Origin of the sequence: Aquamicrobium sp. LC103, assembly GCF_001014615.2 — a bacterium.
In the GTDB taxonomy this organism is placed as follows: domain Bacteria; phylum Pseudomonadota; class Alphaproteobacteria; order Rhizobiales; family Rhizobiaceae; genus LBCQ02.
On sequence record NZ_LBCQ02000007.1, the window covers coordinates 289,569 to 310,635 of the forward strand.

Sequence of the window (21,067 nt, forward strand, 5' to 3'; positions counted from 1 at the left end):
GAGAAAGACGGCGGCGGCCCCGCCTCAATTGGCGCTGCGGACAGCCATTTCGCGGGCGATTCTCGAGAAATCGGCCGGTCTTATGCCGATATCGGCGCGATCCGCCGGGCTCATCGATTCCAGCATGGCGAGCGCGTTGCGGAAGCGCTCCGTTTCGACCGGTCGCGGCCGGGCGAAGAATTCAGTGAAGAACCCCATCTTCAGGTCCCTTTCATGTTGCCTCCCAGCAAGTTGAAGATAGGCGATTTCGTTCGATTTGTGCAGCGCAGCATTATGCATGGCTGCCATGCGCGACAGGCAAATAGCTAAAAAACCCGGTGGGTTATGGGGAACCTTTTTAACTGTCTCGACGTAGTTGGGGAGCAGGGACAATGCGATGGGCGACAGGAGGTTTGTGTGGAGTCGCGCAAGGACATCAGTTTCGCGGAGCTTCTCGACGAATTGATATCCTCCTCGCGGGAGGAGGAGCCGTTTCGGGCCGAAGGTCCGAGGCCGTCGTTGCGCCTCGACATGCTGGCGCAGATCGAGCGCCTCCAGGCCGAGAATTCCTCGCTGTTTCGGGAAAAGGGAGCGAGCGCCTATCGCGAAATGATGAGCGAACCGACGCCGCCCATCGCGGCAGGCCTCGACGAGACCGAGGCGAAGCTCCAGCCGGCCCTCGAGGACCTGTTCTTTCTCGACCCCCAGTCCATCGCCAACGAACTCGGCATCAAGACCAGGAACAACCCCGCCGATCTCGACAAGGCGCGGCGCAGTTTCGCCAAGCGCTACCACCCCGACCGGGTGCCCGAGCATATGCGCGACCGCGCCGCGATGCGGATGCAGATCGCCAACATGCTGATCGACGAGGCCAAGCGCGCCAAGCGTTGACGCGTGTTGCCGGTTTCAGGGCGCGCCGGATTGCCGGCGCGCGATAGGCCTCACCAGCTTCCGGTGTTTTCCATCGAGGCCCAGGGCTCGGCCTTCGCCTTGGCCTCGCCCTTCTGCAGGAGCTCGATCGAGATGCCGTCGGGCGATTTGACGAAGGCCATGCGGCCGTCACGCGGCGGGCGGTTGATCGTCACGCCATTGTCCTGCAGGTGCTGGCAGGTCGCATAGATGTCGTCGACCTCATAGGCGAGATGGCCGAAATTGCGTCCGCCCTTGTAGTCCTCGGGATCCCAATTGTAGGTGAGCTCGACCAGCGGGGCCTGGTTCGCGACACCGGCCTGCTCGTCGCCGGGCGCGGCGAGGAAGATCAGCGTGTAGCGGCCCTGTTCGCTCTCCGTCCGGCGCACTTCCTTCAGGCCGAGCTTGTTGCAATAGAAATCCAGCGACTTGTCGATGTCCGCGACACGGACCATGGTGTGGAGATAGCGCATTTTCCATCCTGTTTCTGGGGGATGCGCCGGAGATATGGAGCAGCGGGCCCCAAAGGGCAACCGACGACGTTAGTCTAAACGTTCATATCAACTCATCTTGGCGTTATTTCACAGCACATGTTGAAAAATGTAGCGCGGCTCTTGCTAACACATGAATGCAGAGTGTTATCCTGTTAATCAGAATCAATCGTGTCGATTGCGAAAAGGTGCGTTCGGATGGGGGACAAAGCCTCTCCAGAGAGGCGGTACGCGGCCATTGAAGATGCTTCGGTACCAGACGATGCAGGCGAGACGGGGCTTGTAGAGGTATCGGGCGCAATCAAGTGGTTCGACGTCGCCAAAGGCTATGGTTTCATCGTGCCCGATAGCGGTGGCATGGGTGATATCCTTTTGCACGTCACCTGCCTTCGCCGCGACGGTTTCCAGACGGCGCTGGAAGGCGCGCGGGTCGTGTGCCTGGTGAAGCGCGGCGATCGCGGCATGCAGGCCTTCAAGGTCGTCTCCATGGACAATTCCACCGCGGTGCATCCGGCCGAGCAGCCGCTGCAGCGCACCCATGTGACGGTGACGCCGGAAAGCGGGCTCGAGCGCGCCCTGGTCAAATGGTTCAACCGCACCAAGGGATTCGGCTTCCTCACGCGCGGCGAGGGAACGGAGGACATCTTCGTCCATATGGAGACCCTGCGCCGCTTCGGCCTCACCGAGCTTCGGCCGGGGCAGGTCGTGCTCGTGCGTTTCGGACGTGGCGAGAAAGGCCTTATGGCTGCCGAGATTCACCCGGATATGGGAACCCTGCCGGTCGCGCACTGACCTTTCCTCCATATCCGGCAGGACAGGATGCCCATGCCCCGAAATGTCTGGATAGCCGCTCTTTTCCTGTTGTTCGCGTTTTCGGCTGCGCCTGCCTTGGCGCAGGAGGGTTGGCCCCAACCTGGCCAGCCGATGATCCTGCCGGTCGATCCCGCTCCGCTGACGGTCGCGACCGCGTCGGGCGAGGCGCGCTTCAGCATCGAAATCGCCGACGACGACCCGAAACGCTCCGCCGGATTGATGTTCCGCGAGGAGATGGACGAGGATCACGGCATGCTCTTCGTCTTCGGAGAGACCCGGCCCGTTTCGTTCTGGATGAAGAACACGCCGCTTCCGCTGGACCTCGTCTTCATCGGCGAGGATGGCAGGGTTCGCGCCGTGCTGCCGGGCGAGCCGCAATCGATTGCTTCCATATCACCCGGCGTTCCGGTTCGCTTCGTGCTTGAATTGAACGCCGGAAGGGCGCAAAAAGCCGGCATTTCCGAGGGCGACCGGATAAGACATCCGCGGATTGACCAGATCGCAGACAGCGGCTGAGCCGCTTTGAACATATTGGCGGCGAATGCAGATTTTCAGCCACAACAATTTTGAGATCGCCTTCATCGACGAGCCGGCCAGGGGCGAGCCGGGCGAGCCGATCCTTCTCATTCACGGCTTCGCCTCGAGCGCGCGGGTGAACTGGGTGTCGCCGGGCTGGGTGAAAACCCTGACCGAGGCCGGCTACCGGACGATCGCGTTCGACAATCTCGGCCACGGGCGTTCTTCCAAGAGCTATGAGCCGGCCGACTACACGCCTTCCAGGATGGCCGACGACGCGGCCGCGCTGCTCGATCACCTCGAAATCCCGCGCGCTCATGTGTTCGGCTATTCGATGGGTGCGCGCATCTCCGCCTTTCTCGCGCTCCGACATCCCGACCGCGTCGCCACGCTGATCTTCGGCGGGCTCGGCTACGGCATGGTGGACGGGGTCGGCGATTGGGATCCGATCGCGGCGGCGCTTGCGGTTGACGATCCGGCGACGGTGACCCATCCGCGCGGGCGCATGTTCCGCAATTTCGCCGATCAGACGAAGAGCGACAGGCGCGCTCTTGCCGCATGTATCGAAACCTCGCGCGAGCTGCTGAGCGAGGCGGAGATGGCGCGCATCGCCCAGCCGACGCTCGTTGCCGTCGGCACCAAGGACGATATCGGCGGCTCGGCCGAAAAGCTCGCCGCGTTGATGCCGGCCGGCGAGGCGTTCGACATCGAGGGACGCGACCATATGCTCGGCGTCGGCGACCGCACCTTCAAGGCGAGAGCCCTGCAATTCCTGAAGGAGCATCCGATCTCATGACACCAGCTGCCGTCGACTTCACCGGTGCCGAGGGCAATCGCCTCGCCGCCGACTTCTGGGATGGACGCGGTCACCCGGTGATCTTCTTCCACGGTGGCGGCCAGACGCGCCGCGCCTGGGACGGGACGGCAAGGCGGATCGCCGCCAACGGCATGCGCGCCGTCACCGTCGATCTTCGCGGGCACGGCGAGAGTGCCTGGGTCGAAAGCGGCAACTACACCTTCCTCGACTACGGCGCCGATGTGGCGGCGGTCGTTCGCCAGGTTGCCGAGCGATTTCGCGTAGCACCCTCGGTCGTCGGCGCCTCGCTCGGCGGACTGTCTTCGCTGATCGCCGAGAAGCGGCACGGCCCGCTGATCGATTCGCTGGTGCTGGTCGACATCACGCCGCGCATGGATCCGGAAGGCGTCGCCAGGATTCAGGGATTCATGGGCGAGCGCATGGAGGAGGGCTTTGCCACGCTGGAAGAGGCGGCGGACGCCATTGCCGGCTACCTGCCGCATCGCAAGCGGCCGAAATCGCTCGAAGGGCTGCGCAAGAACCTGCGCGTCGGCGAGGATGGCCGCTATCGCTGGCACTGGGACCCGGCCTTCATGAAGAGCGGGCGCAACATCAATCTCGGCGCGCGCGAACTCATGGAAGAGCTGATCGATGGGCTGCCCGACCTGCACATCCCCATGCTGCTGGTGCGCGGCATGCAGTCGGAACTGGTGCATGAGGACTACGCAAGGGAATTCGTCGATCTCGCGCCGGCCGCGAGCTATGTCGATGTCGGCGGCGCGGGCCACATGGTCGCCGGCGACCGCAACGACATCTTCTGCTCGGCGATCCTGGAATTCCTGACCGATCAGGAAGCCGCCTGAGCGGCGAGCGCGGCCGGTCTCAGCGGCCCGCGCAGCCATCCATCCAGAAATTTCACGCCGGCGACGCCTGAAAAGCGGCGCACGCGCTCCAGTTCCGCCTCGAGCTTCGACAAGAGAAGCTTGGAAAGCCGGACGCCGGGTTCCGGCCAGAAGGCGCGGATTTCCAGCACGTCCTCGTCGCGCAGCGCCTTCATGTCGATGCGCCCGACGATCGCGTCGCCGCGCATCACCGGAAAGACGTAATAGCCGTATTGGCGCTTCGCCTCCGGCACGAAGACCTCGATGCGATAGAAGAAGTTGAACAGCCGGTGCGCCCGGTTGCGGTCGCGCAGCAGCGGGTCGAACGGGCTCAGAATGCGCATCCGATCCGGCGGCTCGGGCGCGGCGGCGACCGCCTCGACCGTTCCGGGAAGGGCGAGCGAGACCCGCGGCTTCGAGCCGTCGGCCGTCTCGACGCGGACGGTCACCAGTTCGCGACGATGCGCGGCGATCCATTCGTCGACCTCCTGCGGGGTCAAAAGCGCCCAGAAGGCGGCGATCTCGCCGCGCGTGGCGATCCCCAGCCTTGCGAAGGCGCCGCGGCAGGCCCAGTCCACGAATGCCTCATGATCGACCGCCGGCTTGCGATGACAATCCGGTATCACGCGTTCCGTGAGATCGTAGACTTTCTGGAAGCCCTCGCGCCGCGCTATCGCCAGATCGCCGGTGCGCCAGAGATATTCGAGCGCCGCCTTGGAGGGATGCCAGTCCCACCAGCCGGTCGAAGGTTTCTCGCCGTCGAAGTCGCGCGACATCATCGGGCCGTCCTTGGCGATCCTGTCCAGGACGCGATCGAGATCCCCGTCGAAGCCTTCCTTGCCGAAATGATCCTTCCAACGCAGATGCAAACGCTTCTTCTCCCGCGCGAAGCGGTGCCGCCAGTAAGGGAAGAAGGCGCTCGGGATGATCGACGCATCGTGCGTCCAGTTCTCGAAGAGATCGCCGTCCTTCTCGATCAGCGTCTTCAGATCGCGCTGGCGGTAGGTCTGGCTGCGCGCGAACAGGATGTGGTGATGCGCACGCTCGACCGTGTTGATGCTGTCGACCTGCACGAAGCCCAGGTCGCGGATCGCGGTGGCGAGCTCCGGCTTGCGCATCGCCCGGTGCGGCGCGCCGCAAAGCCCCTGCAGGGACATGAAATGACGTCTGGCCTGGCGGTTGGATATCTCAATCATGATGACAGAAAGCTAGCGGCAAACATTCTTCCATCCACCCGAAAACCGAGGCGCCATCAAGTTCCCGTCGTTCCGGCTGCTGACACGTGATGGCAGGAGCCGCCCGTCACCCGGGTTGCCGCCAGTGGCGACGAAAGGCGACGAGCGGCTATTTCCCGTGGAACTGCGGCTTCCGCTTCTCGCGGAAGGCGCTGCGGCCCTCGCCATAGTCGAGGCTGTCGAACGTCGCCGCGCCCAGCGCTTCGGCAAGCTGATAAGCCTTGCCATCGCGGGAGAGCGAGGCCCGGATGGCCGCCTTCGAGGCGCGCACGGAGAGCGGCGCATTGGCGGCGATGACACGGGCGAGTTCGCGCGCGCGGAATTCCAGCGTGCCGCGCTCGACGATCTCGAGCAGGAAGCCCGCCGAAAGCGCCGTCGCCGCGTCGATGCTGGCGGCCGAATAGGTAAGATACCGCGCCAGTTGCGGTCCGAGCGCCTCGACGATGTCGATCATCGCGTCCACCGGATAGGCGAGCCCCAGCTTCGCCGCGGGCACGCAAAAGCGCGCATCGTCCTCCGCGACCCGCAGGTCGCAGGCAGCGGCGAGGCCGAAGCCGCCGCCGAAACAGATGCCGCGAATGGCGGCGAGCGTCGGCACCGGCGCGTCGCGAACCGCGGCGAATGCGGCCGAATTGGCGTTCTCATAGAACCGCGCCGTTTCGGCATTGCGGCGGACCTCGTCGAATTCCCCGATATCGGCGCCGGCCGAAAAGTCACCTCCGGCCCCCATGATGACGATCATGCGCGTTTCCGGATTCTTCCCCAGCGCGGTGACGGTCTCCGCCAGTTCCAGCCACATGGCCTGCGTTATGGCGTTCTTGCGGTGAGGCCGATCGATCGTGACGAGCGCGACCCCTTCCGAGACTTCCGTTTTCAGGGAGCCCGATTGCGCTTTTTTCTGATTTGCCATGATGGGAATCCAATTGAAGTGTTATTAAGCAAATTGAAGTTCATTCCAGCCGCGATCGGGAGTATGTTTCCCGTCTCCGGAAGGCAAGCCGTTTGCACGGGAGAATATGAATGAGCAATCAAAGCGCGATCAGGGCAAGCAGCGTGCAGCCGATCGACCCGATCTGGAGCGCGATCCGCGAGGAGGCGAGCGAGGCGGTCGCACACGATCCCCTGCTGGCGGCGTTTCTCTATTCGACGATCCTCAACCACGACAGTCTCGAGGATTCGGTGATCCACCGGCTTTCCGAGCGGCTCGACCATCCCGATATGGGCGCCGACCTGATCCGGCAGACCTATCAGGCGATGCGGCGAGACGTACCGGAATGGAGCACGATCGTGCGCGTCGACATCCAGGCCTATTACGACCGCGATCCGGCCTGCGACCGCTTCATGATGCCGGTCCTCTATTTCAAGGGTTTTCACGCAATCCAGACCCATCGCCTGGCGCACTGGCTGTGGGGACAGGGTCGCCGCGACTTCGCGCTCTATCTGCAGAGCCGGTCCTCAGCCGTGTTCCAGACCGACATCCATCCGGCCTCGAAGATGGGCAAGGGCATCTTCATCGATCATGCGACGGGGCTCGTGGTAGGCGAGACCGCGATCGTCGAAGACGACGTTTCCATGCTGCACGGGGTAACGCTCGGCGGTACCGGCAAGGCGGGCGGCGACCGGCATCCGAAGATCCGCCACGGCGTGCTGATCGGCGCGGGCGCCAAGATCCTCGGCAATATCGAGGTCGGCCATTGCTCGAAGGTTGCGGCCGGCTCGGTTCTGCTGACCTCGATCCCGGCCAACAAGACCGTTGCCGGCGTGCCGGCCCGCATCGTCGGCGAGGCGGGTTGCGACGAGCCTTCGCGTGCCATGGACCAGTTGCTCGCAGGCGAGAATTGAGGCTTCTCTCCCGATAGCCGTTGAAAGCCCGTCCGCGGGCTTTACATGCGTGTCGGTAGCGTGCCAGAAGCGCCTTCCCACGTAGCCGACCGGAGAGAAGTGTTGAAACCGGAAGAAATCAGAAAGCTCGACGCGTATTTCAAGCGCACCTTCCAGAACCCGCAACTGCAGGTGAAGGCGCGGCCGCGCAAGGACGATTCGTGCGAGCTCTATCTCGGCGACGAGTTCCTCGGCATCATCTTCAAGGATGATGACGACGGCGATCTTTCCTACAATTTCTCGATGGCGATCCTCGACATCGACCTGAGCTGAGCTCTCGCAGCCGCTCACTCGGCCGTTCGCAGGAACTTCCTTGCGGCGGCCATGATCGCCGGATCGACCTCGCGCCACTGCGCGGCAAGTTCCGCCGGCATCCGATAGACGAGATTGAGACCCTTGCCGATGTGGACGTCGCGTTCGCAGGGCGCAAGCGATTCCTTCGCCGCCGCACCCGACAGGCAGCGGGCGACGAACGGAACCCGGCCGCCGCGGTCGCCGACCACCAGCACCTCGTCCTTGTAGCCCGACTGCTCGATGAAATCATGGACCGTCAGCCCGTTGGGGCCGGGTCGTCCGGGCTTTTCCACCAGCGAGCTGTAGATCGGACCGTAGCGCCCGCCCATGTCGCGCGACATCAGCCGTGGCTCGAACGACATGAAGATGATGTTTTTGGAGCCGCCGGCATGGTTGAAGTCGTCCCGGGCGTCGGTGGTGTAGCCGTCCATGTCCGGCCAGCGCAGGTATAGATCGACGCGGGACGCGACGCCGTCGCGCCGCGAGGCTTCGAAACGGATCATGTTGGCGGGTATGGCCAGCACGTCATTGCCGATGACCACCTCGTGGATCGTCCGGTCTTCGGTGTGTCCGGCGAGCACGATCGACCGGCCGATCCATTTTCCGGCGACGCTGATGGCGGCGGACAGCAATGCCAGGGCAAGGAAGATGTAGAAGACCCGCACGACGAAGTTGGGCCGCACCGCCTGCACGTTGAAATCCGTCGTCATTTCCCGTCCCGCGCGGACGCTCGAATTGTCCGCATTCCTGCCAGCCTGATCGGGACGATCATTGGATGGTCATGGTAAATGGATTGTTAATTCCCGGCATGCGCGTGACAAGAAGCATGCCGGAATGCATAAATTCCGTATCGCCGCGCGGCTTGCCTGCCGCGCGAAATCGATCTTACTGGAGGAAGAATGCCGCTCTACGAACTCGACGGCGCCGCGCCGGAACTGGACGACGAGACCACCAACTGGATCGCACCTGATGCGACGATCATCGGCAAGGTGAGGCTGGGCGTTGACGTCGGCGTGTGGTTCGGCGCCGTACTGCGCGGCGACAACGAGCCGATCGTGGTCGGAGAGGGATCGAACATCCAGGAACACACCGTCATGCACACCGATCCCGGTTTTCCGCTGACGGTCGGGCGCAATTGCACGATCGGGCACCGTGCCATCCTGCATGGCTGCACGATCGGCGACAACAGCCTCGTCGGCATGGGCGCCACCATTCTCAACGGCGCACGCATCGGCAGGAATTCCCTGGTGGGGGCGGGAGCCTTGGTGACCGAGGGCAAGGAGTTTCCCGACAATTCGCTGATCGTCGGGGTCCCGGCGAAGGCGGTGCGGACGCTGGACGAGGAAGCGGTAAAACGGCTCGATCGATCGGCCCGGCTCTATGTCGCCAACGGCAAGCGTTTCCGCAACGGCCTGAAGAAGATCTGATCGAAGCTCACAATCGTTCGCCGGGCAACCGGCTGGCTTGCTTGATCCAGTCGACGAACCGCGCCTCGTCGAACTCTCCCTCGTGGATGTCGAGATAGCGAACCGCCGGGTGCTTGGATGGGCCGGGCGGGAGAGGGGCGAGGGACGCACCGCGCAGAAAGATCACCTTCACGTATTTCGTGAAGCAGTGGAGGCTGAGGAACCAGCCCTGGCTTTCGTCCTCGACCCCGTAAAAGGGAGAGTTCCATTTCACCGCCTTGCGCACGCCGGGGACGGTGCGCACGATGAGCGCGTCGAGGCGGCGCCCGATGTCGCTTTTCCAGCCCGGCATGGCGGCGATGTAGGCCTGCACGGGGCCGTCGCCATAGCCCTTCGCGATCTGCGGGTTGCCGCCCGAGAGGAGGACGACCTCGCCGGATTGCGGCTTCGGCGCCGTCTTGGAGCGCGCGGCCGTTCGCCCTGCGCTTGCCTTGGTGACAGGGCCCTTTACGCCCTTCGACGGTTTATCGGGTGTCTTGGCCATCGCGTTCTCTCCTATCCGATGGTGCCTCGCCCGCCGCGCCATCTCGCGGCATAGGGCAGCACGAACATGTAGAGACCGGTGAGCAGAAGAAAGGCGAGGGGGAGCAACGGCAGGAGATAAATCCACTCCGCAGGCTCCCGGCCCAATCCCAGGGCGCCGAAGATGGCGGCAACGATCACCGTGAAGACGATGGACAGCCAGCGGTGGATCTGCCGAACCCAAAAGTTCCAGTTCAATGCGACCTCCTTGAGAAGATGGGCCCAGGTGCCTGTCCTAGCGACGGGCAAGCTGGTTGATTTGAACGAGGTTGCCGCAGGTGTCGTTCAGCTGGGCAATGGTCACGCCGCGCATCACCTCCGTCGGCGGCATCGTGAACTCCGCGCCGCGCGCCTTGATGCGTTCATACTCGGCCTCGACATCGTCGGCATGGAACATGGCGGCCGGCTGGCCTTGTTCAAAGATGGCCTGCTGGTAGGTCTTGGCCGCCGGATTGTCGTTGAGCGCGAGTTGCAGTTCGGTTCCGTCCGCCTCCTCGGGTGAGGCCACGGTGAGCCAGCGATACGGTCCGTTGCTGACATCGGTCTTCTTGGTGAAGCCAAGCACCTCGGTATAGAAGCGCAAGGCCCTTTCCTGGTCGTCCACATACACGCTGGTCAATTTGATCTTCATCGTTCGTCCTCCGTTGCACGCCTTCACGATGGTCGCTTCGCCGGGAGGGCGAGCTCCGCATCGCGCCGACCGGCGTCAGTCCATCCGCTCCAGGACCTGCTCCAGGGCGGTAAGGAATTGCGGCCACCCGACCTTGGCGCCCCGGTAGTAAGGCTGCTGATCGGGTCGGAAGCCCGACTGCTCCATGCGCAGGCGGGTTCCCGTGCTCGTAGGGGTGAGCGTCCACCTGACGACACTTTTCAGATCCTTGGTGTCCCATGTGTATGTCAGCGCCTTGTCTTGCTCGACCGTCTGGACCTCGCAGTCCACGGCGCCCCAGTTCGCGCTCATATTGAAACGGTGGCCCTTGTCCGGCTTGAAGTCGTTCTTCATCAGCCATTCCTCGATCAGGTGCGATTGCGTGAGCGCGCGCCAGATCTTCTCCGGCGGATAGGGTATGTCGCGTTCGACGATGACGGAAAGCGTTTCGGTGGACGTTTCGTTCATTGGTCCATCCTCTTCAGCAGGTCTTCGAGGTTGTCGAACCGGCTCTCCCAAAAACCCGCCATCTGGTTTGTCCAATCGATCAGCGGGGTCAGCGCGCCGAGCTGCGCGCTATAATGCGTCCGGCGTCCTTCGTGACGATCACGCACCAGTCCCGCCTGCTTCAGGAGCGCGAGGTGCTTTGAAACGGCCGGCTGCGAAACCCCGGCGCGGACCGTCAGCGCTCCGACCGTCTGCTCTCCCTCGCTGCACAGCCGTTCGAATATCGCCCGGCGGGTCGGGTCGGCGAGCGTCCTGAAGAGCACATCGTGGGCGTTCGGCATTTCGATCAATAACTCGGTGGCTATTGATTGACTTATAACCATCGAGATATGGGTAGGTCAAGGATCGCCGCAGGCGCCCATAAAAGCGCGGCCAGACAAATCTTGCCGAAGGCGGGAAAATCCGGAGCGACGGTTCCTTGCTTCTAGAAAAAAAGCGGAGCCGGCTCTTGGGGAAAGAGCCGGCTCCTGACCCGGTCGTTGGGGACGGGGAGGGTGGGGACTCGACCGGGTGTCCCTGGCCAGAAGCCTGGCCTAGTTGCTTTTGACGCTGCCGACGAGGATGTCGCGGCTGTCGTCGATCGAAACCCAGATGCCTGCGTGCTTCGTCGACTGGCGCTTCAGATATTCGTAATCGGTATCCGTCCAGGCGAGGACGCGCCCCTCGATATTGTCGAGGATGAAATCGCCATGGCTGGTGCTGACGGTGAGCACCGCATGGCCGTCGCCGTTCGGCTGGCGAACGACGGTGATCAGCAGGTTCGATGCCGGAACGCCGGCCGCGATCAGGCGTTTGCGCTTTTCAAGCACGTAGTCCTCGCAATCGCCTTCGCCATTGACCGGATAGGACCAATATTCCTCCACGCCCCACATCTCCATGTCGGTGCGAGGGGTGACCATCGTGTTGACGAGATTGTTCACCTCGATGATCCGGGCCCAGACCTGCCGGGTAAGCTCGATCGGCTTCTGCTTGGGCGTGGCGACGCACTCCCGCGGCATGCGCTGGCAGAATTCATAATGACCGATCGGCTGGGTCGTGATCCCGCCCGTCTGCATGAAGGGCTGCGCCGCCGCCGTTATTGCTCCCGTCGCGAGCATGCCGGCGAGAAGTGCCAGGCGCAGAATATGTTTTGCAATCCCCATTGCGATTTTGTCTCCCCGTTTGAGAGCACAATCGCAGACCCGGATTTATTTGACGCAAAGGCCGGAGGTAGAAACTAAGTCAAATTTGAAAGGACTTGAGAAGAATTGTGAATAAAAGAAGAATAAAGATTTCAGCGATTTTTTACCTAGAATTTTATCGATCCCTTACAACTTGCCGCCTTCGATCCCATCTGATGGGAAGGCCGGCAACGGCCTTGCGCGCGGAAACCCGCTATCGGCTTGCGTGTCGTTGGAAGCAAAAAGAAGGTCGGCCTGTCCTATTGCCAGCGCCGCGAAAGCCGCCAAACATCGCGCTTCGAACGATCAAAGCGCCAAAGGTCGCTTGCTCGTCCATATCGGTCCTGCGGAGTTAGTGCATGTTCCTTTCCGTATTCGATCTCTTCAAGATCGGCATCGGTCCTTCCTCGTCCCACACGATGGGGCCGATGACGGCCGCGGCCCGCTTTCTCGACGAGATCGCGGGGGACGACTGGCCGCGGCCGCAGGGTGTGGCTGTGGATCGGCTCGCCGTCAGCCTGCACGGCTCGCTGGCCTTCACCGGGGTAGGGCACGGCACGGACAGGGCGGTCGTCCTCGGGCTATGCGGGCTGACGCCGGTGACGGTCGATCCCGACCGGACCGACGCGCTCATGACGCAGGTTGGCAAAGAGAAATCGGTGACGCCGCCGGGACATCCGACCTACCGTTTCGATCCGCGGGCCGATCTCGTGCTCGACAAGAAGACGCCGCTTCCCGGGCATGCCAACGGCATGGCCTTTTCCGCCTTCGACGCGCAAGGCAGGCTGCTCCTGCGCCGGGTCTATTATTCGATCGGTGGCGGTTTCGTGGTTTCGGAGGAAGAGCTGCAACGATTGAAGTCGCAGGCAGCCGCGTCATCGAGCAAGTCGGTGCCCTATCCGTTTCGCAATGCCAGGGAAATGCTCGCCATGGCCGCCGACGGCGGTTTGTCGATAGCTGAAATGAAACGCGCCAACGAGGAAGCGCATATGGCGCGCGAGGATCTCGACGACGGGCTCGACCGTATCTGGGAGGTCATGCGCGCCTGCATCGAGCGCGGACTTTCCCAGGAAGGGATCATGCCCGGCGGGCTGAAGGTGCGCCGCCGCGCCCGCCAGTTGCACGACAAGCTGCAGGAGGAGTGGCAGCGCAATCGTCCGAACCCGCTGCTGGCGAATGATTGGCTTTCCATCTACGCGATGGCCGTCAATGAGGAGAACGCGGCGGGCGGCCGCGTCGTGACCGCGCCCACCAACGGCGCGGCCGGCGTCGTGCCCGCGGTGATGCGCTACTGGCTGCATTTTCACGCCGACGCCGACCAGGCGAGCATTCGCGATTTCCTCCTGACGGCGGCGGCCGTCGGCGGCATCATCAAGCACAATGCGTCGATTTCGGGCGCCGAGGTCGGCTGCCAGGGCGAGGTGGGCTCCGCCTCCGCCATGGCTGCCGCGGGCCTGGCCGCGGTGATGGGCGGCACGCCGCCGCAGGTGGAGAACGCCGCGGAAATCGCGCTCGAGCATCATCTCGGCATGACATGCGACCCGATCGCCGGGCTGGTGCAGGTTCCCTGCATAGAACGCAACGCGCTCGGCGCGGTGAAGGCGGTGACGGCGGCCTCGCTGGCGATCAAGGGCGACGGCACGCATTTCGTGCCGCTCGACGCCGCGATCGAGACGATGAGACAGACCGGCCTCGACATGAACGAGCGCTACAAAGAAACGAGCCTCGGCGGCCTCGCCGTCAATGTGGTGGAATGCTGAGCGTCGGCTTCCACCTGTGGAGCGATGGTCGCGCGGGCTTCATTGCCGGGCCGACAGGCTCTAGACTGGAACCATGTCACTCAATCTCATAAAGCTCTGTGTCGGTTGCGACAGCGTCGAGGACCTCGAGGAGTGGATACGGTTCCGCCTCGAGGAGAAGCGGCGGGCGGGCCAGCCGGTGGAGCAGTTCCACACCACCCGCATGGTGCCCAAGCGCGTCGACGAGCTGCTCGACGGCGGTTCGCTATACTGGATCATCAAGGGCGGCGTTCAATGCCGGCAGAGGTTGGCCGACATTCGCCCTTTCACCGACGGTGAAGGCATCGGGCGGTGCCATCTGGTCTTCGAGCCCGTCGTCATACGCACGCATTGGCAGCCGCGGCGGCCGTTCCAGGGCTGGCGTTACCTTAAGCCGGAAGACGCTCCGGGCGACCTCGCCAATGGCGCCGGCGGAGAGGAGCTGCCGCAGAAGCTGCAGCGGGAACTCTCCGAACTCGGCCTTCTCTAGCCTAAGCCGACCCGCCTCTTGCAAGCTCCGGCTTCCCGCCACATGTTCTTTCCATGAGCGACGAGAAGACACCTGCCCGCCGTACAAACCAGGTTCCGCAAGGGCCTCGTTCGGATTCCGCCGCCGTCGACGCCTTCGTCCGGCAGGCGAGGGCGCTCGCCCAACCCGGGACCAAGGGCGGCGGCAGGCTGATCCTGGCGCTGGACGCGACGATGAGCCGCCAGCCGACCTGGGATCTTGCCTGCACGCTGCAGGCGGAGATGTTCGACGCGGTCGGCAGAACCGGCGGCCTCAATGTGCAGCTCGTCTATTTCCGCGGCTTCGGCGAATGCCGTTCCTCGCGCTTCGTCAGTGATACCGATGCGCTGAAATCGCTGATGACGAGGATAGATTGCCGCGGCGGCCACACGCAGATCGGCAAGGTCCTGTCGCATGCGTTGAAGGAAGCGGAGCGGGAAAAGGTCAACGCACTCGTCTATGTCGGCGACGCGATGGAGGAGGATATCGACGACCTTGCGGAAAAGGCTGGAAGACTCGGCCTCCACGGCCTGCCCGTCTTCATCTTTCAGGAAGGACACGACCCCGTCGCCGAAACCGCCTTCAAGGAGATCTCCCGACTCTCCAAGGGTGCCTGGTTCCGCTTCGACCGCAACGCGGCTTCGGAGCTGGCGAAGCTGCTTTCGGCCGTGGCCGTGTTCGCTTCCGGAGGGTTGAAGGCGCTAGAGGCACGCGGCCAGCCGGAAGACCGCCTCATGATCGAGCATTTGACGGGCAACAGGCGCAGATGACGGTGATGTTCTATCTGTCCGCCGCGCTGCTGATCGTCGCGCTGGTCGGCGCGCTGTTCATACGGGCCGATGCGTCGCGATTGGCCGCCGGGCTGCGGCTGTCCGGGCCGCTGATCCTGGGCATCGTCGGCGTCGGACTGTTGTTCCTGGGCAGGGCGGGCATCGGCGGCATGCTGATCTCGGGCGCCGTCGCCTGGTATACGTCGAACCGCTTCAGGAGCGGCGGCAAACCTTCACCGGGAAGACACTCGACGGTGAGGACGGCGGCGTTGGAAATGGAGCTCGATCACGACACCGGCGCGCTGGAGGGCCTTGTGCTGGCCGGTGGCTTCGAGGGCCGCGAACTGGGCTCTATGTCGCTTACGGAATTGCTTTCGCTCGCCAGCGACCTTTCCTCGGACGGCGAAAGCCTGCAGCTACTTGAGACCTATCTTGACGGCCGCTTTCCCCTCTGGCGTGAGGACGCGCAGATGAACGCGGGCGGCGGGCAGGCTCGCGCGCCAGCTTCGGGCCCCATGACTAAGCAGGAGGCCTACGAGATCCTTGGTCTTGAAACGGGAGCCAGCACGGCGGAGATCCGCAAGGCGCACCGCCGCCTGATGCAGCGCCTGCACCCCGATCTCGGTGGTACTTCTTTCCTTGCTGCGCGTATCAACGAAGCCAAGGATGTCCTGCTCTCTGATCACGACTAACTTCTCCCCTGGACACGAACACAAACCGGGAAAGATGACGGTGCGAACCTCCTAGAGCTGCACCGCGTAGCAATCGATCTTCTTCTTCTTCAGCGCGCCGCACGCGTTCCATGCCTCGTTCTTGGAGCCGAAGCCGCCGAAGCGCGCGCGGAAGAAGGTGGTGCCTTTGTTGTCGAACGTTTCGGTGAAGGCCGTGGCATTCGCGAGCAGGCCGGAAGCCTTCTGCGTCGTGCTTTCAAGGAAGGCCTTCGCCTCACGTTCGGACGGAGAGGAGGCGACCTGGATCACCCAGCCGGCGCTGGGCCGGGTCGTCGAGGCGGTCTGGACCGGATCGATCGGCGTTGCCGCCTCGATGGCCTCGCTGGCGGCGACCACCGGGCTCGGGATCGGGACGGGGGGAGCAAAGCGGGCGGCCGCCGGCTCCTGCGCATAGGCGGCGACCGCGATTTGGCCGATCTCGTCCTGCGGACGGAAATCGGGCGTCGGTATGTTGCGCTTCGGCAATGCGACGGCGGAAGCCGCGACCGCCGTCGACGGGGTCAGCGTACGCGAGGCGATGAGCTGGCCGCCGCCGCCACGCGACGCCTTGGGAAGGTATTCCCTGATGAGCGCGGCCATGTGATCGTCACGGCTCTTGGCGGACTGCCCGCCCATGACCACGGCGACGACGCTGCGGCCGTTGTTTTGGACGGAGGTGACGAGATTGAAGCCCGAGGCACGGATGTAGCCGGTCTTGATGCCGTCGACGCCCTCCACGCGATTCAGAAGACGGTTGTGGTTGTTGTAGCGCGTCTTGCCGAGCGTGAAGGAGGTCGTGGAGAAATACGGATATTGCCGCGGGAAGTGCTCGCGCAGCGCGATGCCCAGGATCGCCATGTCGCGAGCCGTCGTGTACTGCGCGTTGTTGGGCAGTCCGTGGGCGTTGCGGAATTGCGTCGAATCCATGCCGAGCTGACGCGCCTTGGCGGTCATCATCTTGGCGAAGTTGGCTTCCGAGCCACCGAGATGCTCGCCGAGCGCCGTGGCCATGTCGTTGGCCGAGCGCGTGATCAGGGCGAGAATCGCGTTTTCGACCGTGATGGTCGATCCCGCCTTGAGCCCGATCTTCGTCGGCGGTTCCGCGGCGGCATTGGCGGAAACCCGAATGCGGGTGTTCTTGTTGATGCGCCCGGCGTTCATCGCCTCGAACACGAGATAGAGCGTCATCATCTTGGTGAGCGATGCGGGGTAGCGCCTGTCGTTGCCGTTGCTCTGGAAGAGCACCTGGCCGGTCTTGGCGTCCATCACATAGGCGGCATAGCGCGGATTGGCCGATGCCTGCCCGGCGTTTCCGGCGGCTATCGCCAGCGCCATCAGCATGACCAGGAGGGATTTGGAGGAATACGGTATACGCGAGAAAAAGCCTGCCCACACCTGACGCACGATTACACCCATGGTTTCTTATTCGGATCGCAACTGCGGCATTTTTTCCGCCGCCCCAAGCTCCGACCTTAGAAGCCATCGGGTTACCAATCCGTTTATGGTAACCGGGCCGTTCACCATTTTTGCGGTAATTTATCGATCGTTGCTTTCCTGTCGCAGCCAGGGGAGATGACAGGTTTGTGGCAGTTTGTTGACTTTTTGTGCAGTGCACTTTAGTTTTTTATGCAACGCACAATCGCGTTCATCTCACCTCCCCGGCATTCGAAAGGTAAATGCGCAGATGATGCAGTCGTTTGAAGACGCCAACAAAGTTGGCAAGGAATTCCTCGATTCCGGCCTCAAGAGCTTCGCCTCCCTTTCCAAGGGCCTTCAGGTCATCTCCGTCGAGGCGACGGAGTATTCCAAGAAGGCGTACGAGACCGGCAGCGCCGTGGTCGAGAAGCTCGCCTCGGCGAAGTCGCTGGAGAAGGCCGCGGAGATCCAGGCCGACTACGCCAAGCAGGCCTATGAAAGCTTCGTAACGCAGGCCACCAGGATGGGCGAGCTTTACGCCGACATTGCCAAGGATGCCTACAAGCCGTTCGAATCGGTCGTCGCCAAGGCGAAATAGATCAAGCGGATTCGCTTTTTTCGCGGGCCTGGCTGCTCGCGGCGAACCCGGTCGTGCGTGGCGCGGCCGGGTTTCTTTGTTTCGATGCCTTTTGTGTCCCGCGGCCGATCAATTTCGCCACGTCGTGAAGCCGGCCATATTGTCAGCGGGAAAGAAGGCCTTAAAATCCTCAAGGAAATGCCTACATGTCGAACATTGGACGGGCAGGCAAGAAGGAAGGAATTTGGTGACGACCGGCGGGGAAGCCATGCTGAGGAGCGCGGCAAAAATGCAAGGCGACGAGGGCGGAACGGGCCCTTCACGCGGAACAGCGGTCATCACGCGGGCGAAGCCCAAGACGAAGAAACCGTCACTCTACCGCGTCCTGATCCTCAACGACGACTACACCCCGATGGAGTTCGTCGTTCACGTACTGGAGCGCTTCTTCCAGAAGGACAGGGAAGCTGCAACCAGGATCATGCTTCATGTTCACAATCACGGCGTCGGTGAATGTGGAGTCTATACATTTGAGGTGGCGGAGACCAAAGTGACGCAAGTTATGGATTTCGCCCGCCAGCACCAGCATCCGCTGCAATGCGTGATGGAGAAAAAGTGAGGTTTTGAATGCCGGCTTTCTCCCAAGGCCTTGAAAGGGCGCTCCACCAGGCGCTCACTTTCGCAAACGAGCGCCACCACGAATACGCAACGCTCGAACATCTCCTGCTGGCGCTTCTTGACGATCAAGACGCGTCCGCCGTCATGCGTGCCTGCAACGTCAATCTCGACGAACTGAAGCAGACCGTTCTCAGCTACATCGATACCGAACTCGACAATCTGGTGACCGGATATGACGAGGATTCCAAGCCGACCGCCGGCTTCCAGCGCGTCATCCAGCGCGCGGTGATCCATGTGCAGTCATCCGGCCGCGAGGAAGTCTCCGGCGCCAACGTGCTCGTGGCGATCTTCGCCGAGCGCGAGAGCCACGCCGCGTACTTCCTCCAGGAACAGCAGATGACCCGCTACGACGCGGTCAACTACATCAGCCACGGCATTGCCAAGCGCCCGGGCGCGACGGAGACGCGCAGCCCGCGCGGAGCCGAAGAGGATCATTCCGGCCAGCCCGGCGGCGAAGCCGAGGACAACGGCAAGAAGAAGCAGCAGGATGCGCTGACCGCATACTGCGTGAACCTCAACGCCAAGGCCAAGCTCGGCAAGATCGACCCGCTGATCGGCCGCGAGAGCGAGATCAACCGCACGATTCAGGTCCTGTGCCGCCGCTCCAAGAACAACCCGCTCTATGTCGGCGATCCCGGCGTGGGCAAGACCGCGATCGCCGAAGGGTTGGCCAAGCGCATCGTCGAGGGCGACGTGCCCGCCGTACTCGGCGACGCGACCATCTTCGCGCTCGACATGGGCACGCTTCTCGCCGGCACGCGCTATCGCGGCGATTTCGAGGAGCGCCTGAAGCAGGTCGTCAAGGAGCTCGAGGAATATCCGGGCGCGATCCTCTTCATCGACGAGATTCACACGGTGATCGGCGCGGGTGCCACCTCGGGCGGCGCGATGGATGCATCGAACCTGCTCAAGCCAGCGCTTTCATCGGGTGCGATTCGCTGCATCGGATCAACCACTTACAAGGAGTTCCGTCAGTTCTTCGAGAAGGATCGCGCGCTGGTGCGGCGCTTCCAGAAGATCGACGTGAACGAGCCGACCGTGGAAGACACGATCTCGATCATGAAGGGCCTGAAGCCTTACTTCGAGGACTTTCACAAGGTCCGCTACACCAACGACGCGATCAAGGCGGCGGTCGAGCTTTCGGCCCGCTACATCAATGACCGCAAGCTGCCGGACAAGGCGATCGACGTGATCGACGAGACCGGCGCCTCGCAGATGCTGCTGCCGGAATCGCGCCGCAAGAAGACGATCAGCGTCAAGGAAATCGAGGCGACGATCGCGACCATGGCGCGCATCCCGCCGAAGACCGTCTCGGCCGACGACGAGAAGGTGCTCGCCAATCTCGAGGCGGAGCTGCGTCGCGTGGTCTATGGCCAGGACACGGCGATCACCGCGCTCGCCTCGTCGATCAAGCTGGCGCGTGCCGGCCTGCGCGAACCGGAGAAGCCGATCGGCTCATACCTGTTCTCGGGCCCGACCGGCGTCGGCAAGACCGAGGTCGCCAAGCAGCTCGCCGCCTCGCTCGGCGTGGAACTGCTGCGCTTCGACATGTCGGAATATATGGAGCGGCACACGGTCTCCCGGCTGATCGGTGCGCCTCCCGGTTATGTCGGCTTCGACCAGGGCGGCCTCCTGACCGACGGCGTCGACCAGCACCCGCATTGCGTGCTGCTGCTCGACGAGATCGAGAAGGCGCATCCGGACCTCTTCAACATCCTGCTGCAGGTCATGGACCACGGTAAGCTCACCGATCACAACGGCAAGCAGATCGATTTCCGCAACGTCATCCTGATCATGACGACCAATGCGGGCGCCGCCGATCTCGCCAAGGCCGCGATCGGCTTCGGCTCCTCCAGGCGCGAAGGCGACGACATGGAGGCGATCAACCGGATCTTCACGCCGGAGTTCCGCAACCGCCTCGATGCGATCATACCGTTCGGCTCCCTGCCGGTGCCGGTCATCCATCAGGTCGTCCAGAAGTTCGTCATGCAGCTCGAGGCACAGCTTGCCGAGCGCGGCGTGACCTTCGACCTGACGCAAGACGCCGTCGCCTGGCTCGCCGAAAAGGGCTATGACGAGCGCATGGGTGCGCGTCCGCTCGGCCGCGTGATCCAGGAGCACATCAAGAAGCCGCTCGCCGACGAGGTGCTGTTCGGCAAGCTGCGCAAGGGCGGCACCGTCCGCGTGCTTGTCGAGAAGAACGAGGCCGGCACGGCCGAGCTGAAGCTCGAGGCGGTCGCCGACGAGGTCCCGGTCAAGCCGAAGAAGGAAATCGTCGAGGACAGCGCGCCGAAGAAAAAGCGGCCGGCGAAGAAGCCTGCCGCCAAGAAGGCGTCGACCGCCAAGGCAAAGCCCGCGCCGAAGGGCAGGGAGCCCAAGCGCTCGATCGTTCCGCAGCTGCCGCGCAAGTAGGACGCTTCCGCGATCAGAGAACCCCGCGCAACCGGCAACCGGCGCGCGGGGTTTTCTTTTGGGCACTCCGGCGGCCTTCGCCGAAAGTCCGAGCAACAAGCCGGTCGCACGCTAATTCGGCT

Annotated in this window: 27 protein-coding genes; 15 read left to right on the forward strand and 12 right to left on the reverse strand. The window is 63.2% G+C overall.

Annotated elements, in window-relative coordinates:
• Positions 1 to 24: 24 nt before the first annotated feature.
• A complete protein-coding gene (locus tag XW59_RS29365; RefSeq protein ID WP_170990157.1) occupies positions 25 to 372 on the reverse strand; it encodes a hypothetical protein in 348 nt (115 codons plus the stop codon).
• 24 nt (positions 373 to 396) lie between these two features.
• Here XW59_RS29365 and XW59_RS15840 point away from each other — a divergent pair, with 24 nt between their 5' ends.
• Positions 397 to 870, forward strand: a complete 474-nt coding sequence (locus tag XW59_RS15840) for a hypothetical protein (protein WP_052958182.1) — start codon at positions 397 to 399, stop codon at positions 868 to 870.
• A gap of 50 nt (positions 871 to 920) precedes the next feature.
• Here XW59_RS15840 and gloA read toward each other — a convergent pair whose 3' ends face one another.
• Positions 921 to 1,361, reverse strand: coding sequence for a lactoylglutathione lyase (gene gloA, locus XW59_RS15845; protein WP_047146127.1), 441 nt, complete (start codon positions 1,359 to 1,361; stop codon positions 921 to 923).
• A gap of 216 nt (positions 1,362 to 1,577) precedes the next feature.
• On the opposite strand from gloA, the gene XW59_RS15850 reads away from it, so the two are divergent.
• Genes XW59_RS15850 through XW59_RS15865 form a run of 4 tightly spaced genes read left to right on the forward strand, consistent with a single transcriptional unit; the run spans position 1,578 to position 4,367 of the window.
• Positions 1,578 to 2,171, forward strand: a complete 594-nt coding sequence (locus tag XW59_RS15850; protein ID WP_047146126.1) for a cold-shock protein — start codon at positions 1,578 to 1,580, stop codon at positions 2,169 to 2,171.
• Between the two features lie 33 nt (positions 2,172 to 2,204).
• Positions 2,205 to 2,708: a DUF192 domain-containing protein gene (locus tag XW59_RS15855; RefSeq protein WP_082137629.1), complete on the forward strand. Its 504-nt coding sequence runs from the start codon at positions 2,205 to 2,207 to the stop codon at positions 2,706 to 2,708.
• A gap of 25 nt (positions 2,709 to 2,733) precedes the next feature.
• On the forward strand, positions 2,734 to 3,504 hold the full coding sequence (locus XW59_RS15860; RefSeq protein WP_047146125.1) for an alpha/beta hydrolase: 771 nt from the start codon (positions 2,734 to 2,736) through the stop codon (positions 3,502 to 3,504).
• Positions 3,501 to 4,367, forward strand: a complete 867-nt coding sequence (locus tag XW59_RS15865; RefSeq protein ID WP_047146124.1) for an alpha/beta hydrolase — start codon at positions 3,501 to 3,503, stop codon at positions 4,365 to 4,367. Before XW59_RS15860 ends, XW59_RS15865 begins: the two co-directional genes overlap by 4 nt.
• Here XW59_RS15865 and XW59_RS15870 read toward each other — a convergent pair.
• Together XW59_RS15870 and XW59_RS15875 are read right to left on the reverse strand one after the other, a co-directional pair.
• Positions 4,352 to 5,584: a crosslink repair DNA glycosylase YcaQ family protein gene (locus XW59_RS15870; protein WP_047146123.1), complete on the reverse strand. Its 1,233-nt coding sequence runs from the start codon at positions 5,582 to 5,584 to the stop codon at positions 4,352 to 4,354. The two genes, XW59_RS15865 and XW59_RS15870, sit on opposite strands and share 16 nt — an antisense overlap.
• Positions 5,585 to 5,729: 145 nt before the next feature.
• Positions 5,730 to 6,530, reverse strand: coding sequence for an enoyl-CoA hydratase-related protein (locus tag XW59_RS15875; RefSeq protein WP_047146122.1), 801 nt, complete (start codon positions 6,528 to 6,530; stop codon positions 5,730 to 5,732).
• A 110-nt stretch (positions 6,531 to 6,640) separates the two neighbouring features.
• Between XW59_RS15875 and cysE the strand changes: the two genes are divergently transcribed.
• Complete coding sequence (gene cysE / locus XW59_RS15880) at positions 6,641 to 7,462, forward strand: serine O-acetyltransferase (RefSeq protein ID WP_047146121.1); 822 nt, start codon at positions 6,641 to 6,643, stop codon at positions 7,460 to 7,462.
• A gap of 102 nt (positions 7,463 to 7,564) precedes the next feature.
• Positions 7,565 to 7,774: a DUF3126 family protein gene (locus XW59_RS15885; RefSeq protein WP_047146120.1), complete on the forward strand. Its 210-nt coding sequence runs from the start codon at positions 7,565 to 7,567 to the stop codon at positions 7,772 to 7,774.
• Positions 7,775 to 7,788: 14 nt separating this feature from the next.
• Here XW59_RS15885 and XW59_RS15890 read toward each other — a convergent pair whose 3' ends face one another.
• Positions 7,789 to 8,505 (reverse strand): hypothetical protein, encoded by a 717-nt coding sequence (locus XW59_RS15890; protein ID WP_047146119.1) that lies wholly within the window; start codon positions 8,503 to 8,505, stop codon positions 7,789 to 7,791.
• Positions 8,506 to 8,694: 189 nt separating this feature from the next.
• On the opposite strand from XW59_RS15890, the gene XW59_RS15895 reads away from it, so the two are divergent.
• Positions 8,695 to 9,222, forward strand: coding sequence for a gamma carbonic anhydrase family protein (locus tag XW59_RS15895; protein WP_047146118.1), 528 nt, complete (start codon positions 8,695 to 8,697; stop codon positions 9,220 to 9,222).
• A gap of 7 nt (positions 9,223 to 9,229) precedes the next feature.
• On the opposite strand, the gene XW59_RS15900 is transcribed toward XW59_RS15895, so the two are convergent.
• The 6 genes from XW59_RS15900 to XW59_RS15925 all read right to left on the reverse strand — a co-directional run bounded on the left by XW59_RS15900 (position 9,230) and on the right by XW59_RS15925 (position 12,081).
• On the reverse strand, positions 9,230 to 9,745 hold the full coding sequence (locus XW59_RS15900) for a DUF1801 domain-containing protein (protein ID WP_047146117.1): 516 nt from the start codon (positions 9,743 to 9,745) through the stop codon (positions 9,230 to 9,232).
• Positions 9,746 to 9,756: 11 nt separating this feature from the next.
• Complete coding sequence (locus XW59_RS15905) at positions 9,757 to 9,981, reverse strand: hypothetical protein (RefSeq protein WP_047146116.1); 225 nt, start codon at positions 9,979 to 9,981, stop codon at positions 9,757 to 9,759.
• Between the two features lie 37 nt (positions 9,982 to 10,018).
• Positions 10,019 to 10,414, reverse strand: a complete 396-nt coding sequence (locus XW59_RS15910) for a VOC family protein (protein WP_047146115.1) — start codon at positions 10,412 to 10,414, stop codon at positions 10,019 to 10,021.
• A 75-nt stretch (positions 10,415 to 10,489) separates the two neighbouring features.
• Complete coding sequence (locus XW59_RS15915) at positions 10,490 to 10,900, reverse strand: SRPBCC domain-containing protein (RefSeq protein ID WP_047146114.1); 411 nt, start codon at positions 10,898 to 10,900, stop codon at positions 10,490 to 10,492.
• The gene (locus XW59_RS15920) at positions 10,897 to 11,220 is read right to left on the reverse strand and encodes a metalloregulator ArsR/SmtB family transcription factor (protein ID WP_047146360.1); all 324 of its coding nucleotides are present in this window, start codon (positions 11,218 to 11,220) and stop codon (positions 10,897 to 10,899) included. Before XW59_RS15920 ends, XW59_RS15915 begins: the two co-directional genes overlap by 4 nt.
• 252 nt (positions 11,221 to 11,472) lie before the next feature.
• Complete coding sequence (locus tag XW59_RS15925) at positions 11,473 to 12,081, reverse strand: transglutaminase-like cysteine peptidase (RefSeq protein WP_047146113.1); 609 nt, start codon at positions 12,079 to 12,081, stop codon at positions 11,473 to 11,475.
• 377 nt (positions 12,082 to 12,458) lie between these two features.
• On the opposite strand from XW59_RS15925, the gene XW59_RS15930 reads away from it, so the two are divergent.
• The 4 genes from XW59_RS15930 (at position 12,459) to XW59_RS15945 (ending at position 15,847) form a co-directional block, all read left to right on the forward strand.
• A complete protein-coding gene (locus XW59_RS15930; RefSeq protein WP_047146112.1) occupies positions 12,459 to 13,859 on the forward strand; it encodes an L-serine ammonia-lyase in 1,401 nt (466 codons plus the stop codon).
• 73 nt (positions 13,860 to 13,932) lie between these two features.
• Positions 13,933 to 14,367, forward strand: a complete 435-nt coding sequence (locus XW59_RS15935; protein ID WP_047146111.1) for a DUF1489 family protein — start codon at positions 13,933 to 13,935, stop codon at positions 14,365 to 14,367.
• 53 nt (positions 14,368 to 14,420) lie between these two features.
• On the forward strand, positions 14,421 to 15,155 hold the full coding sequence (locus XW59_RS15940; RefSeq protein WP_047146110.1) for a hypothetical protein: 735 nt from the start codon (positions 14,421 to 14,423) through the stop codon (positions 15,153 to 15,155).
• On the forward strand, positions 15,152 to 15,847 hold the full coding sequence (locus XW59_RS15945) for a DnaJ domain-containing protein (protein ID WP_047146109.1): 696 nt from the start codon (positions 15,152 to 15,154) through the stop codon (positions 15,845 to 15,847). The genes XW59_RS15940 and XW59_RS15945 overlap by 4 nt, the downstream gene beginning before the upstream one ends.
• 51 nt (positions 15,848 to 15,898) lie before the next feature.
• Here the strand turns inward: XW59_RS15945 and XW59_RS15950 are convergent, their stop codons facing one another.
• Positions 15,899 to 17,281 (reverse strand): D-alanyl-D-alanine carboxypeptidase, encoded by a 1,383-nt coding sequence (locus XW59_RS15950; protein WP_047146108.1) that lies wholly within the window; start codon positions 17,279 to 17,281, stop codon positions 15,899 to 15,901.
• Positions 17,282 to 17,549: 268 nt separating this feature from the next.
• On the opposite strand from XW59_RS15950, the gene XW59_RS15955 reads away from it, so the two are divergent.
• The 3 genes from XW59_RS15955 (at position 17,550) to clpA (ending at position 20,945) form a co-directional block, all read left to right on the forward strand.
• A complete protein-coding gene (locus XW59_RS15955) occupies positions 17,550 to 17,879 on the forward strand; it encodes a phasin family protein (protein ID WP_047146107.1) in 330 nt (109 codons plus the stop codon).
• Positions 17,880 to 18,126: 247 nt separating this feature from the next.
• On the forward strand, positions 18,127 to 18,474 hold the full coding sequence (gene clpS / locus XW59_RS15960) for an ATP-dependent Clp protease adapter ClpS (protein WP_047146106.1): 348 nt from the start codon (positions 18,127 to 18,129) through the stop codon (positions 18,472 to 18,474).
• Positions 18,475 to 18,482: 8 nt separating this feature from the next.
• Complete coding sequence (gene clpA, locus XW59_RS15965; RefSeq protein ID WP_047146105.1) at positions 18,483 to 20,945, forward strand: ATP-dependent Clp protease ATP-binding subunit ClpA; 2,463 nt, start codon at positions 18,483 to 18,485, stop codon at positions 20,943 to 20,945.
• Positions 20,946 to 21,067: the final 122 nt, after the last annotated feature.